Origin of the sequence: Sinorhizobium sp. BG8, assembly GCF_016864555.1 — a bacterium.
In the GTDB taxonomy this organism is placed as follows: Bacteria; Pseudomonadota; Alphaproteobacteria; order Rhizobiales; family Rhizobiaceae; genus BG8.
The window spans coordinates 2,428,291-2,443,088 of sequence record NZ_CP044011.1 but is presented as its reverse complement, the minus strand read 5'-3'; the positions used below and the strand labels follow the sequence as shown (position 1 = coordinate 2,443,088).

The 14,798-nt window shown below is 59.6% G+C and carries 14 protein-coding genes and 1 pseudogene; 12 read left to right on the top strand and 3 right to left on the bottom strand.

Annotated features, from left to right (window positions below; genetic code table 11):
* Window positions 1–9: 9 nt before the first annotated feature.
* From F3Y30_RS11435 to F3Y30_RS11420, 4 genes are all read left to right on the top strand, one after another.
* Entirely contained in the window at window positions 10–687 is a 678-nt protein-coding gene (locus F3Y30_RS11435) for a RibD family protein (RefSeq protein WP_203422854.1), read from the top strand.
* A gap of 324 nt (window positions 688–1,011) precedes the next feature.
* Window positions 1,012–2,034: an NAD(P)-dependent alcohol dehydrogenase gene (locus F3Y30_RS11430; RefSeq protein WP_246752974.1), complete on the top strand. Its 1,023-nt coding sequence runs from the start codon at window positions 1,012–1,014 to the stop codon at window positions 2,032–2,034.
* An 80-nt stretch (window positions 2,035–2,114) separates the two neighbouring features.
* On the top strand, window positions 2,115–2,960 hold the full coding sequence (locus tag F3Y30_RS11425; RefSeq protein WP_203422853.1) for an oxidoreductase: 846 nt from the start codon (window positions 2,115–2,117) through the stop codon (window positions 2,958–2,960).
* A gap of 21 nt (window positions 2,961–2,981) precedes the next feature.
* Window positions 2,982–4,610 carry a PQQ-dependent sugar dehydrogenase gene (locus F3Y30_RS11420; RefSeq protein WP_203422852.1) on the top strand — a complete coding sequence of 543 codons (1,629 nt, stop codon included), beginning with the start codon at window positions 2,982–2,984 and terminating at the stop codon, window positions 4,608–4,610.
* A 349-nt stretch (window positions 4,611–4,959) separates the two neighbouring features.
* Here the strand turns inward: F3Y30_RS11420 and F3Y30_RS11415 are convergent, their stop codons facing one another.
* Together F3Y30_RS11415 and F3Y30_RS11410 are read right to left on the bottom strand one after the other, a co-directional pair.
* Window positions 4,960–5,556, bottom strand: a complete 597-nt coding sequence (locus F3Y30_RS11415; protein WP_203422851.1) for an NAD(P)-binding domain-containing protein — start codon at window positions 5,554–5,556, stop codon at window positions 4,960–4,962.
* Window positions 5,557–5,582: 26 nt separating this feature from the next.
* The gene (locus F3Y30_RS11410; protein ID WP_246752715.1) at window positions 5,583–6,335 is read right to left on the bottom strand and encodes a 3-oxoacyl-ACP reductase family protein; all 753 of its coding nucleotides are present in this window, start codon (window positions 6,333–6,335) and stop codon (window positions 5,583–5,585) included.
* Between the two features lie 111 nt (window positions 6,336–6,446).
* On the opposite strand from F3Y30_RS11410, the gene F3Y30_RS11405 reads away from it, so the two are divergent.
* Window positions 6,447–7,376 carry a LysR family transcriptional regulator gene (locus tag F3Y30_RS11405; protein WP_203422849.1) on the top strand — a complete coding sequence of 310 codons (930 nt, stop codon included), beginning with the start codon at window positions 6,447–6,449 and terminating at the stop codon, window positions 7,374–7,376.
* A 274-nt stretch (window positions 7,377–7,650) separates the two neighbouring features.
* Here the strand turns inward: F3Y30_RS11405 and F3Y30_RS11400 are convergent, their stop codons facing one another.
* Window positions 7,651–8,103, bottom strand: coding sequence for a YqaA family protein (locus tag F3Y30_RS11400; protein ID WP_203426585.1), 453 nt, complete (start codon window positions 8,101–8,103; stop codon window positions 7,651–7,653).
* A 232-nt stretch (window positions 8,104–8,335) separates the two neighbouring features.
* Between F3Y30_RS11400 and F3Y30_RS26335 the strand changes: the two genes are divergently transcribed.
* The 7 genes and pseudogenes from F3Y30_RS26335 to F3Y30_RS11375 all read left to right on the top strand — a co-directional run bounded on the left by F3Y30_RS26335 (window position 8,336) and on the right by F3Y30_RS11375 (window position 14,099).
* A complete protein-coding gene (locus F3Y30_RS26335; protein ID WP_246752714.1) occupies window positions 8,336–8,716 on the top strand; it encodes a hypothetical protein in 381 nt (126 codons plus the stop codon).
* 88 nt (window positions 8,717–8,804) lie between these two features.
* Window positions 8,805–9,032: a hypothetical protein gene (locus F3Y30_RS26330; protein WP_246752713.1), complete on the top strand. Its 228-nt coding sequence runs from the start codon at window positions 8,805–8,807 to the stop codon at window positions 9,030–9,032.
* Window positions 9,029–10,492 (top strand): TolC family protein, encoded by a 1,464-nt coding sequence (locus tag F3Y30_RS11395; protein WP_203422848.1) that lies wholly within the window; start codon window positions 9,029–9,031, stop codon window positions 10,490–10,492. Before F3Y30_RS26330 ends, F3Y30_RS11395 begins: the two co-directional genes overlap by 4 nt.
* Window positions 10,493–10,508: 16 nt before the next feature.
* Window positions 10,509–11,857, top strand: a pseudogene (locus tag F3Y30_RS11390) (copper oxidase).
* A 39-nt stretch (window positions 11,858–11,896) separates the two neighbouring features.
* Window positions 11,897–12,373, top strand: coding sequence for a plastocyanin/azurin family copper-binding protein (locus F3Y30_RS11385; RefSeq protein WP_097135984.1), 477 nt, complete (start codon window positions 11,897–11,899; stop codon window positions 12,371–12,373).
* Window positions 12,374–12,395: 22 nt separating this feature from the next.
* On the top strand, window positions 12,396–12,680 hold the full coding sequence (locus tag F3Y30_RS11380; RefSeq protein ID WP_203422847.1) for a copper-binding protein: 285 nt from the start codon (window positions 12,396–12,398) through the stop codon (window positions 12,678–12,680).
* A gap of 72 nt (window positions 12,681–12,752) precedes the next feature.
* Window positions 12,753–14,099 carry an adenylate/guanylate cyclase domain-containing protein gene (locus F3Y30_RS11375; RefSeq protein WP_203422846.1) on the top strand — a complete coding sequence of 449 codons (1,347 nt, stop codon included), beginning with the start codon at window positions 12,753–12,755 and terminating at the stop codon, window positions 14,097–14,099.
* Window positions 14,100–14,798 lie beyond the last annotated feature (699 nt).

Genomic DNA, 14,798 nt, shown 5'->3' with positions numbered 1-14,798 from the left:
ACCATAGCGATGAAGCCGCACGTCATCCTCCATATGATGTCGAGCATCGACGGCCGTATCGTCGTGACGGACTGGCCTGATGAGATCGACGTGGCCGACATCTACGAACAGGTTCACGCACGCCTGAACGGCGATGCGTGGATCGTCGGCCGTGCCACCATGGCGGAGTTCGAGGAAGGTGAACCGCGCCCGCTAAAGGCTTCCGAGCGCTTTCCGAGGTCAACCTGGAAAGCACCGAATGCAGTTAAAGGGCCGTACGGCATTGCCTTCGACCGCCACGGCAAGCTTCACCTGAACAAGGGGGATGCGAATGGCGATCCGCTCGTCGTTGTTCTGACGGAAAAGGTGTCCGACGACCATCTTGCGGAACTCCGCCGCGACGGCATCTCATACATCTTCGCCGGAGCCGACGACATCGATCTTCGGAAGACACTATCGATCCTGGCTGAAGAGTTCGGGATCGAGCGGCTTCTTCTCGAAGGCGGCGGCGGCATCAATGGTGCTTTCCTCGCCGACGACCTGATCGACGAGATCAGTCTGCTGGTGATGCCCGTCGCGGATGGAGCCGTCGACGCTCCGACGTTGTTCGACCGCATTGGCGGGACGACGAGAGCGCTGAGGCTAGATGCCGTCGAGCGTCTCGAGGGGGATGTCGTCCACCTTCGCTACCGACTGGCCGCGAGATGACCGCGCGGCCTCATCACTGTCGGTAGGCGCTCCCAGCCCGCCGACGACCAGGACTGCATCAACACGGTACCTCCCGAGGCCGTGAAGGGCGGTCGCATGCCTAAACGTCCCCGAAACCCATGATGGAGATACCGCATGTGCAGCAGATGTAACGACCCGAACCATAGCGAACAGGAGGCCCTGCTCGGCCGCCGCAAACTTCTCCTTGGCGGTGCGGGCGTCGCCGCAGCCCCTATCCTTGCGGGGATGGTCGCCGGATCGGCGCAGGCCCAGGCCACCAGTACGCCCACCGGAAATCTCGATGCGTCCAAGGCGCGGGCCTGGATGGCACAGAGCGCTACGAGCGGACTGGCACCTGCAGAGATCAACCGCCGCGCAGTCGGCCCGAACGACGTCCACATGCAAATCCTGTATTCGGGCATTTGCCATTCGGACATCCACATGACGCGAAGCGAGTGGGGGCAGATGTCCTATCCGATGGTTCCCGGCCACGAGATCATCGGCCGGGTTACGGCGGTCGGCGCGAACGTCACCAAATTCAAGGTCGGCGACATCGGCGGCGTCGGGTGCCTGGTCGATTCTTGCGGCACCTGCGTCGAATGCCTCAATGACCGCGAGCATGCGTGCCTCAACGGGAAGACACTGACATACGCTGCGCCGGACAAGGTATCCGGCGGACTGACTTTCGGTGGCTATTCCACGGGCATCGTTGTCACGGAAAAGTTCGTGATCCGCATTCCTCCGGGTGTGAACCTGGCGGGGATGGCCCCGATCCTGTGCGCGGGCATCACGACCTTCTCGCCGCTCCAGCACTGGAAAGCATCCCGTGGTCAGAAAGTCGGAGTGATTGGCCTTGGTGGTCTGGGCCACATGGCGGTCAAGCTTGCGGTCGCCAAGGGCGCGGATGTCAGCGTCTTCACTACCACTCCCGGCAAGCGTGAGAGCGCCATCCAGATGGGTGCCAAGGAGGTCGTGCTTTGGGACGATGCCGAAGCCATGGAGCGCTTGGCGTCCAGCTTCGATCTGCTTGTCGCCGCCGTTCCAAAGGCCTTCGAAATCCAGCAGTTCATGAACCTGCTCAAGACCGACGCCACGCTCGTCAACGTCGGCGCGCTTGAGGCCCTGAATGGTTTCAACGGAATGCTGAACAACACGGCCCGCCGCAACCTGTCGGGTTCGATGATCGGCGGTATCGCCGAGACACAGGAAGTCGTCGACTACTGCGCTGCCCGGAACATCACGGCCGACATCGAACTGATCAAGCCTGAACAGATCAACGAAGCCTTCGACCGTGTCGTCGGCAAGGACGTCAAGTTCCGTTTCGTCATCGACATGACGGCTGCATGACCTCGTGAAGGCGGACCCGGGCGATATCCTGATAATACGCCCGGGTCTGAAATAATTCGATTGAGAAAAGGAGACCCGAGATGGCGAACGAAAAGGTCTGGTTCATCACCGGCGCGTCGTCCGGATTCGGATACGAGCTTGCCAAGGCCGTGCTTGCACGCGGGGATATCGCCGTTGTCGGCGCGCGTCGCATCGAGCGGCTCAAGCGTCTGATCTCAGGATACGAGGACCACGCGCTTGCCGTCGCCCTCGACGTCACCGAGGCATCGTCGCGCGAATGCGCGTTGAAGGCCGCCGTGGAACGGTTCGGCCGGATCGACGTCTTGGCCAACATTGCAGGGCGTGGCATCAACGGGGCGGTGGAAGAACTGTCGATCGACCAGGTTCGGCAGGCCTTCGAATTGAACTTCTTCGGGGCCATCGAACTCGTCCGCGCCGCGCTTCCGGGAATGCGCGCCAATCGTTCAGGTCACATCATCAACATGACGAGCATCTGTGGCCTGGTGGCGATGTCCGATCTCGGCGCTTACTGCGCATCGAAGTTCGCGCTCGAGGCTTGGACGGAAGCGCTCGCTGGCGAGGTACGTCATCTCGGTATCAAGACGACGCTCGTTGAGCCAGGCGGTTTCCGCACGGAGTTCGAGGGCGGCGCGATCCTGAGGCCGGAGACGCGGATCGCGGACTACGCATCCGTCGTCGATCCGATCGAACACCAGTTGTCGGCCGCCGCTGGCAACCAGATCGGAGACCCCGCCATCGCGGCCAAGATCATTCTGGACGCCGTCGACGATCCGACGTCTCCACTGCGGCTTGTCCTTGGAAGCGATGCCAATAGCTACTGGGAATCGCACTCGAACCAGACCGCCGAAGACATTGCCCGCTGGCGAGACCGCGGCGTCAGCACCGATTTCTCGGCGCTGTCATGAACTGATCGAAGGGAGCGAGGAATGAACAAAGCCAGTCGCCAACACCCTTGGTCGCGTGTCGTCATAGCGTTTCTGATCAGTCTATTGGTAACGATGATCGTTGGCATCGTTGTTCATTCCCAGATCATCCTGCGGGAAATAAGTGCCTTGGGCCACGAGGTGGACCTGGGCACCCGGATGTCGAGCACAGTGTCTGACCTCCTCGTCTTCGCTCCGGTGTTCGGGGCGATCTCGCTTGCACTGCTACCTGCATTCGCGTTGTCCAGCTTTGTTTCCAGAGGCGTGAATCGAGGGCTAAGACCCGTCGCTTATGCTCTCAGCGGTTGGACAGCGATCTACGCAGCCTTTCGCGTCATCGATGCGTTCGCGCCGATGCCCGTCTTCCTCGCGGGGACACGGCACTGGATCGACGGCCTGTTGGTAGCGTCCGCCGGGGCCGTTGGCGGTATCAGCTACTCATGCCTGACCAAGCGCTTCGAGCTCCGGGATATCACACGGCCCACAATCACCGTCGTCTCGGCGGCCTGCTCGATCTGGATCGTCGCCATCCTCGCGGCGTCGTTGACCCGGCCCTCAGTCCAGAGCATCGCCGCCTCATCGCACAGCGGTTTGAAGGTGGAAACGCTCGCTTCGGGCTTGCCCTTTCCGTGGTCTCTCGCGTTCCTGCCTGACGGTCGAATGTTGATCACCGAGCGAGGCGGCAACCTGCGGATGGCTGCAAGCGACGGCAGGGTCGAGGAAAGCGCTGTCCCGATCGCGCCGGTCTCGGACTTTGATGTTCTAGGGGCACGTCTGCTTGACGTCGCTGTCGATCCTGAGTTCATGGTCAATCAGAGTATCTACCTGTCCTTCTCCCACGCGCTCGCGGGAGGTGATACAGCCAGCCTCGTCAAAGGGCGACTAACGCAGAAAGGTGTCGAGGGAGCGGCGGTCATCTTCACCGCAGACCCGGGCGAGCAAGGTGCATCGGTCTCGGGAGGACGCATCGCCTTCCTTGAGGATCGGACGCTAGTGTTCACGCTCGGCGATGGCTTCGCCCGGCGCGAGGCCGCTCAGGACATCTCCAACCATCGTGGCAAAAGCGTTCGCTTGAACCGGGATGGCAGCGTGCCGGCAGATAATCCCTTCGTGGAAAAGCAAGACGCCGCGCTCGGGCTCTACACCATCGGACACCGCCACCCGCAGGGCGTGGCGGTCGATCCACGAAGTGGGCGTCTATATTCGAACGAACACGGTGCGCGTGGCGGAGACGAGATTAACCTTATGCTTCCCGGACGAAACTATGGATGGCCGATCACAACCCACGGGATCGATTACAGTTTTGCTCGGATCACGCCCTTTGCCGAGTTGCCGGGGATAGAATCCCCGCTGTTCCAATGGACTCCGTCGGTTGCTCCATCTGGAATGGCCATTTATGCCGGTGCTGAATTTCCAGATTGGGAAGGCGATATCCTCGTGTCGACCCTACGAGGGCGAAGTATCCGCAAGATAGAGATGTCCGATGGCAAGCCCACGGGTCAGCAAGAGGTCCTCGTCTTTGATATTGGCGCGCGCATTCGCGACGTTAGGGTTGGTCCAGGGGGAGGGATTTATTTTCTGACCGATGAAGAGGTCGGAAGATTGGTGCGTGTATCGAGCGCACAACGCTAGACGCGAGCTCTTCGCAATTACGATCAGGTGCGGTCGAGACGAACTTCGCATCGCCTCAGATCATCGGAATGCCTACTTGTGCAATGATTGAAACGCGAGCCAGAACGATGGTTGGCGCAACGTCGCCCCACGTGGCTGCTGCGTCATGTCCGCTTTGCAGCAACAGCGACCGATGGCTCGATGACCACTATAAAGGCGCAAAGGGGCCGATACCACACCGTCCGCTGCCACACTCAACACGAAAGGCGGACATCAGAGCTCTTGCCGCCGAGGTCTGGAAATTGGCCCGATGCGGACAAAGGAGAAGGGACAGTCGGGAGCAAGGGTTCGCTCCCGACAAATCTCTTCATCAGAACTTCACAAGGTTGAGTGCGGGGAGTGGACCACCGGGGAACTGCACGAGCTTTCCACCGACCGAGACCGGACCGAGATCGACCCCAGCGAAGCCCAATTTGGCGATCAGCGCACCAACTTCGGCCTTCGACCTCGCGTCATCTCCCGAGTAAAAGAGGACACGGCTTCCACCCTCGGCACGCGGATCGCCAGAGAGCAGATGCGGAGGAAGATGGTTGAACGCCTTTACGACGCGAGCGCCTGGCACCAGGTCGGCGAAGACTTCTGTCGACAATCGCCCATTGAGTTCCGCTGGCTGGAAGAGAGGACGCTCGATCGGGTTGTTGGCGTCGATGACGATGCGCCCGGCCCAATCAGAAAGACCCGCCAATGCCTTTGGCAACTTCGACCACGGCACGGCGACCAGCACGAGATCGGCCTTGGCCGCTTCCTCGATAGTGCCTGCCGTGATGTGTGGCGTCAGTTCTTGTGCGAAGTCCCGCAATGTGTCGGGACCACGGCTGTTGGAGATCGTTGCGGCGATACTGTTCCGGGCAAGCGCGCGGGCGAATGCGGAGCCGATCTCGCCGGCTCCAATGATACCGATAGACATTGGAAGTCTCCAGGTTGGGTTGCTGATCAGGCGGTGAAGCCGCCATCGGCGACGATGTCAGCGCCGGTTACGAAGGCAGCCTCTGGGCTGGCGAGATAAGCCACGACACTGGCGACCTCGTAGTCCTTGCCGTAGCGGCCAATCGCCATGCCGGGGCCGACGATCTTCGAGACGGGACCTCCATCCGGGTTCATGTCGGTGTCGGTCGGGCCGGGGTGCACGGTGTTCACGGTGATGCCCTTGGGGCCGAGGTCTCTCACGAGGCTGCGGTTGAAGCCGGCGACGGCTCCCTTCGTCAGCGTGTAGAGAGAGGCTGTCGGAAAGGCTGCGTACCGGACCATGGACGAACCAATATGGATGATGCGCCCACCCGACTTCATACGACGTGCGGCTTCCTGCGTGCCGACGAACACACCGGTCACATTGACCGCGATCATGCGCTCGTAATCTTCGAACTTGATGTCCTCGATCGGGCCGCCGAGCGCGATTCCCGCATTGTTGACAAGGATGTCGAGGGAGCCGAACGTTTCCTCCGTCTTGGCAACCGCAGCCCGTACGGATTCAGGTTTCCCAGAGTCGGCCTGGATGGCGATGGCACGACCGCCTGCGTCTTCGATTTCCTTCACGACTGCGGCAGCCTTTTCCGGCGAGGCGCTGTAGGTAATGGCGACTGCGGCTCCATCTGCCGCGAGGCGCTTTGCGATGGCTGCGCCGATAGAACGGGAACCGCCCGTGACGAGAGCGGTCTTGCCGGAGAGTTTCAAAGAGATGTTGGTCATTGCGATCACTCCATTGCTTGGTTTCGATGGAGTGAATATCGCCCTCTTATTCCCCTATTATTAGAGACAATTGACTGTTATTAATTTCAAGCAATCATTGAAAGATGCTTCATGGAAACACTGGCAAATCTGGAGTCCTTCGTTCGCAGCGCGGAGCTTGGCAGCTTCTCGTCCGCAGCCCGCAGGCTGGGATTGACGCCAGCAGCGGTCAGCAGGAACGTCGCCGCTCTGGAATCCAACCTGAAGCTTCGGCTCTTCCAGCGCAGCACACGGAGTTTGGCACTTACAGAGGCGGGCGAGCGCTTCCTCCATTCGGTCCGTGATCACCTGGAGAGCCTTCAAGGTGCGATTGCCGAGGCATCTAACGAACAGACCGAACCGGCAGGTGTACTGAAACTCAGCATGAGTCCCACATTTGGAGTTGAATACATTCTTCCGACGTTGCCCGAATTCATGCGTCGATACCCGCTTATCAGGCCCGAATGGATGTTTGAAAACCGTCAGGTGGACCTGATCGCTGAGGGGTACGATGCGGCAATCGGCGGCGGTTTCGAGTTGACACCGGGCATCATCGCGAAAACCCTTGCCTCGGCCCACATCATCGCGGTTGCCTCGCCGTCATACATGCAGGACCGCGTTCCGCCTCACGACCCATCTGGCCTGACTGAGCTAGATGGGATCGTCATGCGTTCATTGCGGACAGGTCGAATTCGACAATGGCAGATGCGAAACGTCGCAGGTGAAGAGCAGTCGGCGGCGCTGAAGGAAAGGATCGTGGTGAACGACCCAGCAGCGATGCGATCGGCTGCTGTTCTGGGGCTTGGCGTCGCCTTGATCGCGAAATCGGACGCATTGCCTTACTTGGAGAATGGTGAGCTTATCCGGCTGATACCCGCGTGGTACGCGGACGCTGGTCCTATTTCGATTTACTATGCGAACCGGACCTTGCTGCCCACCAAAACCCGAGTGTTTATTGATTTCATAGGCGACATCTTTCAACGCGAGAAGTGGCCAGAGCGATTTGCAGGAACACTGGGCTGATGACCGCAATGGGCGCAATCAACCCGTCCCGCCCCTGTCGCTAGCGATGTCTGCTTTCGGGCAGCGGCCAAGTTGGTCTCAACGGCTGACATAAGGGGGCGCGAAGCCGTCCTCCAGTGACCGGACCATCTATGTCCGTTATGGACCCAACAGCGGTCATCGCTAGCTTAAAAAAATAGTGGTCGTAGGCAGCCGTATGTCTCGATCCACTCCTGAGAGATGAAAGATGTGATTGAGTACGCCGCGCGCAAAGCGCCTAAACTGCGCCGAGGCTTCAAAACCCAAACACGGATTGTGTTCCGAGCATACCAAAGGCGAGAATCAGGTAGCGACCTGCTTTCGCTATGCTCACCAAGATGAGAAACGACCAGAACGGTTCGCGCAAAACGCCTGAAAGAACGGTCAACGCGTCTCCGAACAGGGGCATCCATGACAGCAGAAGTGACCAGCGCCCAAACCTTCGGTACCAGCCTTCCGCTCTTTGCAGCTGGGCCTCCTTGACGGGAAACCAAGACTTGTCTCGGTATCGCTCGATGCAGCGTCCCAAGCCCCAGTTAACTGCAGCACCCAAGACGTTGCCGACGCTGGCAACAAGGATCAGTCGGACAGGTGAAAACTCGCCGGCGAGCAAAAGACCCACCAAAACAGGCTCGGACTGAAAGGGCAGAATCGTCGCGGCTCCGAACGCCGCGAGAAAGAGCCCCAGGTACGCACTCCATTCCAGCATCTCGCTTTGCCGATACAATAAGGTGGTTGCCGAGAGCCGCTGGTAGATGAAAGCTGGACGAACAACAATCCTGTGCCCACGGTGTTGACCTTGCCATTGTGGCAAGGTGTAGAGATTCGATGCTTTCCACAGCGACGTGATCAAACTCCGCGAACTGCCACACTGTCGATGGAATGCGATGTTGTGTGGAGCTGACAATTGACAAGTATTAGGGCGATGGTAGTCCTCAGGCATGGGTATGTTTCGAATCACATTGTCGAAAATGCTGGTTCTGCTTCGCTTGGTGATCATTGCGTCACTGGCGGGATACTCGTTGCCTTCGGCTTCCGCTGCCATGCATGGAAGCTGGTCTGCCGTCGCGCCGGATCAGACCGACGGTCACCACGCGACGTCCGACGTCCACCAGGAACACGGGGACCACCACTCCAATCCGGATGACGATCAAGAGCTCTCCAAACAGGAGTGCTGCAACGCGTTCTGCGTCAGCCTAGCGATCGTCGTTGAGACGGATATAATCGGCGGCCCGCGCCTGGCTGTCCTCCATGAATTCGTCGACGACGCACATATTCAGAGCGGAGTTTCTCCGCTTCAGCGCCCCCCAATCTCTGAGTAGGTCTGTCCCGCTCCAGCGGGTCTGAGCGTGCGATTGCGAGCGTGACTACGCTGCAGCCGCCGATGCCATTTCCTATTCGGATTTTACCATGAGACCATTTTATTTCGTGGTCGCATTGCCGCTCGCCGCGAGCGGATGCGCTACCACCTTGCCTCCCGATGTTGTCGCCTCGCAGCAATCCGAGTCCGCGCAGCTATCCGGTCGCCCGACAGGCTACACAAGCCCGTTCGCTGGCTACACCCATCGCGTACCGGTTGATCCCAAACCCTGGCGTCAGCAAAACGACGCGCAGTCTCCCGAAGGAGACGCGTCATGAGCAAAACGACATTGAAGATCGCCGTAGCGGCCGCATTTCCTCTGATGCTCGCTGGTTGCGCGTCCACGAACGAGTACGCCGCCAAGGACGCAGGGTTCTCAGCCGTTTCGGCGAAGACCGCCGAAAGCACGGGCAAACAGACGGTCTGGGTGCAGAACCAGCAGCAGGCGCGAGCTGTGTCCGCCCAAGTGAAGACATTGATGGCGAAAAAGACCATCGATGTGGAGACTGCCGTACAGGTGGCCCTCCTCAACAACAAGGGATTGCAGGCAGCCTATGCCGATCTCGGGGATTCGGCCGCCGACGCGTGGCAGTCGACCATGCTGCTCAATCCGACCGTGGGGATCGGCTTCAACGGAATCGGGACCCCCGGCCTGGAGGCGTTCAATTCGATCGAGGGGGTGATCGCCACCAACATCCTCGCCCTGGCGACCCACCAGCGGAACGTCGACATCGCCGACACCAACTATCGACGCGCCCAACTCGCCGCGGCTCAGCGGACGCTACAGCTCGCGGCAGACACACGTCGCGCCTGGATCAATACCGTCGCGGCATGGGAGACGGTCGCCCAGCTGAACCAGGCCCAGGCGGCTGCCGATGCTGCCTCCGAGCTTGCCCAGAAGCTCGGTGAAACCGGTGCGATGACTAAGGGAAGCCAGGCGCGCGAGCATGTCTTCTACGCCGAACTCGCCGGTCAAACAGCGAAAGCTCGACTGGATGCGAGGCTTGCCAAGGAAGAGCTAACGCGACTGATGGGCCTGTGGGGCTCTGACGTCGACTACCAGGTCGCCAATCGCCTCCCCTCACTGCCGAAGGGCGTGATGAAGAACGACATGATCGAGGCCGAGGCACTTCAGCGCCGAGTCGATCTTCAGATGGCGAAGCTCGACCTTGATGCGACAGCAAAGTCGTACAAGCTCACCGAAGCGACTCGATACGTGACCGACCTCGAGCTAATCGGCGGTTTCGAGACCGAGCGCGAAAGGGAAGACGGAGACACGAAGCACGAGACAACGGCAATCGCCGAACTTGAATTCGTCATTCCGATCTTCGACAGCGGCAAGGCGCGAATGCGCAAGTCCGAACTGGCATACATGCGGGCCGCAAACCTCCTTGCCGAGAAGTCCGTCAATGTTCGCTCCGAGGCGCGCTCCGCCTATCAGGCGTACCGCGCCAACTACGACATCGCACGCCACTACCGAAACAATGTGGTGCCACTGCGGACCAAGGTCGAGGAGGAGTCCCTCCTCACTTACAACGGGATGATCACCAACACATTCGAACTGCTCGCCGACAGTCGGGAGAAGGTCAATTCGATCCTTCTCGCCGTGAATGCAAAGCGCGACTTCTGGCTCTCCGAGGCAAACCTCGCTCCCGCGATCTACGGCGGTGGCGCTGGAGCGTCGTCCGGCGCGACTGAAGTTGCCGCAGCCGCCGACAGCGGCGGCGGCGGGCACTGAGAAAGGAAACACCAAGATGTTTAACAGAAGGCAGATACTTGGCGCGGGCGCGGCACTGGTCTCCTCCACGGCCTGGGCGAAAACCTCCAACATGGGATTGCCCGAGGCCGCAGTCATGGAAACCGCCGAGACGCAGATCACGGCTCGCCCGACGTCCGGTCCAGACTACACGCCCGTCGTGACGCTCAACGGCTGGACGCTTCCCTACCGCATGAACAACGGCGTCAAGGAGTTCCACCTTGTTGCCGAGCCGGTTGAGCGGGAAATCGCTGAGGGCATGACCGCCTACTTGTGGGGCTACAACGGTCAGTCGCCGGGCCCGACGATCGAGGCGGTCGAAGGCGACCGCGTGCGCATCTTCGTCACCAACAAGCTGCCGGAGCACACCACCATCCACTGGCACGGAATGATCCTGCCGTCAGGCATGGACGGCGTCGGCGGCCTGAGCCAACCACATATTCCGGTCGGCAAAACCTTCGTCTACGAGTTCGACCTCGTGAAGTCCGGGACCTTCATGTACCACCCGCATTCCGACGAGATGGTGCAGATGGCCATGGGAATGATGGGCTTCTTCGTAGTCCATCCCAAGGACCCCAAGTTCATGCCCGTCGACCGTGACTTCGTATTCCTGCTCAACGCCTACGACATTGATCCCGGCTCCTACGTGCCGCGCATCATGGAAATGACCGACTTCAACATGTGGTGTTGGAATAGCCGAGTGTTTCCGGACATCACGCCTCTCGTAGTATCCAAAAACGACCGCGTACGCGTCCGGGTCGGCAATTTGACGATGACCAACCACCCGATCCACATGCACGGCTACGACTTCGAGGTGACCTGTACCGATGGCGGATGGGTGCGGCCGGAGGCACGTTGGCCGGAGGTCAGCATCGACATCCCGGTGGGCGCGATGCGGGCCTATGAGTTCGATGCCAAATACGTCGGGGACTGGGCGATCCATTGCCACAAGTCCCATCACACGATGAATGCCATGGGCCACGACATCCCGACCTTCATCGGCGTCGACAAGAAGCAGGTTGCCGAGAAGATCAGGAAGCTTCGCCCCGAATACATGCCGATGGGGACCGCCGGCATGGCCGACATGGGCGAGATGGAGATGGAAATCCCCGAAAACACGGTCCCGATGATGACGGGATGGGGTCCATACGGCCCGATCGAAATGGGCGGCATGTTCTCGGTCGTCAAGGTGCGCGAGGGCATCTCTGCCGGCGATTACGCCGATCCCGGTTGGTACGAAAATCCCCCGGCACCCAGGCCTGGGAGTGGACCGGTGAACTGCCCGACACGACCAAAGCCAAAGACGCAAAGACCCAGATCACACCGAAACACTCGAACCACGGGTGATCTCGCATGCCAATGTTCAACCACTCAAAGGAACAAGCAATGAAAGCTGCAGTATTCGGACTTCTTCTCGCCGCCGCCGCCTCCCCGGCGCTGGCTTCAGGCAGCCACGCAGGCGGCCATGGTGAAATGGCGGTCGGCGAACCCGGCACCAAGGCCAAGGCTACCCAGACCATCCGAGTCACGATGAAGGAAACCGACGACGGGAAAATGGTCTTTACTCCGTCGACGTTCAAAGTCCGCAAGGGCCAGACCATAGTCTTCGCCATCAAGAACGCGGGCGAGCTGGATCACGAGTTCGTTCTCGACCAGGAAGACAAGATCATGGAGCACAAGGCCGTGATGGAGAAGTTCCCGGAAATGGAACACGACGATCCCAATGCGATCCGGCTCGCTGCCGGTCAATCGGGCGAGATCATCTGGAAATTCACAAACGACGGCACCTTCAAGATCGCCTGCCTGGTCCCCGGTCACTACGACGCGGGAATGCACGGCGACGTGACCGTCTCCAAAAAGTAATCAATCCGAAGGAGTTAAAGCAATGAAGCTGATCATCAAAGTAACCCTAGCCTCCGCTCTTTCCCTCGCTACTGCTTATGGCGCTCTGGCGGCGGAGTTCACCAAAGGGACGGTCAAGAAGGTCGATACCAAAGCCAAGAAGGTCACCCTGATCCACGAGGAACTGAAGGACCTCGACATGCCGGCGATGACGATGGTTTTCCGGGTCCAGGACGACGCGCTTCTCGAGAAGCTCACGGAAGGCGCGACTGTCGAGTTCGTGGCAGAACGCGTTAACGGCAAGCTCACCGTGACACAGGTGAAATAACATCAACAGCGAGGTGCGGCCATCGTCCCGCCTCGCAACGCCTCCAGGTTCCACCAAACAAAGTCCACAGACATGAAGTCTTCGCTCCACCCCGACTGGGATTCAGATCGGGAGATACGTTCGATCCTGCTGCGGTTCGTGGCGTTTGCGATTCTGGTTGCCAACCTCGTGCTGGGAGGCACCGAGGGAGCCATGACCACACATCTCGTGGTCGTTGTCGTCTACCTTGGTATCAGCGTGGCTTCTGTAGCCACCACCCGTTACGTGCCGCGCAATAGCTGGCCGAACACTGTCTTTGTCGTGCTGGACGCCATGCTGGTTGCGCTGCTGCTGTACGCGCACATTTTGGGCGGCCCAGTCAGCGAAAACCACAACCTGACCACATCCGGTCTCGCCGTTGCCTTTATACTGCTCGTTCACATTGGCCTGAAGCTGGACCGACGGCTGGTGCTCGTCTTTTCGGGAATCGTACTCACTTCCTGGGTTGCGATGTTGGCGATCACAGCTGCCCGCCACCCGGCTGAAGACGTCGCCTCCTTGCTCGCCTCGTTCATGAACCAGGACCTCGGGCTGACGGTGAGCTTCGGCTTCACTGCATTCGCGATCTATCTCCTGGCCCGGGATCACGACCGAACTCGGAGGGAGGCGATAAAGGCGGATCGACGGCGTCTCAATCTCTCCCGCTTCTTCTCGCCGTTTGTTGTCTCGGAATTGCAGGAACGTGGCGACGCCCTCGGATTGCAGCGCCGGAAAGCGGCGATCATGTTTGTCGACTTGCGCGATTTTACAAGCTTCGCGGAGACCGCTCCCGCTCCCGAGTTGGCATTCGTGCTTGGAGAATATCGACAGCTTGTTTCACAAATCATTTTCGAGCACGGCGGAACCGTCGACAAGTTTATCGGAGACGGCGTCATGGCCGTCTTCGGACATCCAAAACCAACCGAGAAAGACGCGGACCGCGCACTTGCATGCGCCCTAGAACTCGTAGATGCCTTGAGCGACTGGAAACGTCACAGCAACAGCAACGGCCTTCCGGCGTTACATGCCGCAGTCGGTCTCCACTACGGCACTGTTGTTGGGGGCGTTCTGGACAGCGGATGTCATAGCGAGTTCACGGTCATCGGGGACACGGTCAACGTGGCGCAGCGGCTGGAGACGATGGCGAAGTCACTCGCGACGCCCCTGGTTGTTTCGTCCGACGTGATCGCTCACCTGCACTCAACCGTACCGTCCGCAGCTTGGGTAAAGCAGCCGCTAGCCCTGCTTCACGGCAGACGAGAGCCCATCGATGTCTGGTACATCGATCGTCGCGATAGCGGGCGAACCGATCATCCCTATGAAACGGAAGGGCTGCAGACAGCAACCCAGAGATCAGACTTCCAATCGATCCCACGGGCCAACGATGTGGACACCGCATAGTCTACCCCTCTGACCGAAACTCTGGCGGGATCGGAACACTTCACGAGTGCTCGATGCCTTCCTGGATCGCTGTAAACGTCGCCGCTCTTATCGTGCTTCTGCGACAACGAGATCAGCACGTCGTAGTCGTAGTCTGCCTGATCGGAGAGGCGATTTCCAACGAGGCCAAGGCTGACGACGGTATCATCACCGAAATTCGCGGTGTGAAAGATCAGGGGCTCTGCGGCAGTAGCGATCGAAGCCGTAAGCGCGCCTGCAGAAAGGGTGAGTAAAAGGCTACGCATTCCCACCTCCCATGGATCAGCAGCGTTGATCATATCATAGCGACGACAGAGCCGACGACTTCATTTCTCAATTGCCGACTCGACGTGTTTCGCCGCGTTGCTCGGGATTGGCTAGCGATCGGCGGAGAGAGCTTCAGACTTCGGGAAGCGGAACATTCGTGTTCCTCGCATTCGGGCCAGCAAATTGAGCGTTATGAGTTAGCCTCTACAGGTTGGCCAGCCAGACAAAATTTTGGACGACGAAAACCAACTACAACCCGTCGACATCCGTTACTTCAGCCTCCATCGCCGCAGCGCCGCATCGACCTCCTTCTCGATCTCCTCCTTGTCTGCACCTGACCAGGCATCTTCGGCCGCTTTCCGTACCCACGACGGATCGAGAGTATCGTAGCCCAACGGGTCATGATTGGGTGGC

Bases quoted from the DNA above. Each gene is read 5' to 3' on its own strand.
- F3Y30_RS11395 (WP_203422848.1), top strand. From the start codon at position 9,029: ATGAGCAAAACGACATTGAAGATCGCCGTAGCGGCCGCATTTCCTCTG.
- F3Y30_RS11415 (WP_203422851.1), bottom strand. From the start codon at position 5,556: ATGTCTATCGGTATCATTGGAGCCGGCGAGATCGGCTCCGCATTCGCC.
- F3Y30_RS11435 (WP_203422854.1), top strand. From the start codon at position 10: ATGAAGCCGCACGTCATCCTCCATATGATGTCGAGCATCGACGGCCGT.
- F3Y30_RS11430 (WP_246752974.1), top strand. From the start codon at position 1,012: ATGGCACAGAGCGCTACGAGCGGACTGGCACCTGCAGAGATCAACCGC.
- F3Y30_RS11400 (WP_203426585.1), bottom strand. From the start codon at position 8,103: ATGCTGGAATGGAGTGCGTACCTGGGGCTCTTTCTCGCGGCGTTCGGA.
- F3Y30_RS11405 (WP_203422849.1), top strand. From the start codon at position 6,447: ATGGAAACACTGGCAAATCTGGAGTCCTTCGTTCGCAGCGCGGAGCTT.
- F3Y30_RS11375 (WP_203422846.1), top strand. From the start codon at position 12,753: ATGAAGTCTTCGCTCCACCCCGACTGGGATTCAGATCGGGAGATACGT.
- F3Y30_RS26335 (WP_246752714.1), top strand. From the start codon at position 8,336: ATGGGTATGTTTCGAATCACATTGTCGAAAATGCTGGTTCTGCTTCGC.
- F3Y30_RS11420 (WP_203422852.1), top strand. From the start codon at position 2,982: ATGAACAAAGCCAGTCGCCAACACCCTTGGTCGCGTGTCGTCATAGCG.
- F3Y30_RS26330 (WP_246752713.1), top strand. From the start codon at position 8,805: ATGAGACCATTTTATTTCGTGGTCGCATTGCCGCTCGCCGCGAGCGGA.
- F3Y30_RS11410 (WP_246752715.1), bottom strand. From the start codon at position 6,335: ATGACCAACATCTCTTTGAAACTCTCCGGCAAGACCGCTCTCGTCACG.
- F3Y30_RS11380 (WP_203422847.1), top strand. From the start codon at position 12,396: ATGAAGCTGATCATCAAAGTAACCCTAGCCTCCGCTCTTTCCCTCGCT.
- F3Y30_RS11425 (WP_203422853.1), top strand. From the start codon at position 2,115: ATGGCGAACGAAAAGGTCTGGTTCATCACCGGCGCGTCGTCCGGATTC.
- F3Y30_RS11385 (WP_097135984.1), top strand. From the start codon at position 11,897: ATGAAAGCTGCAGTATTCGGACTTCTTCTCGCCGCCGCCGCCTCCCCG.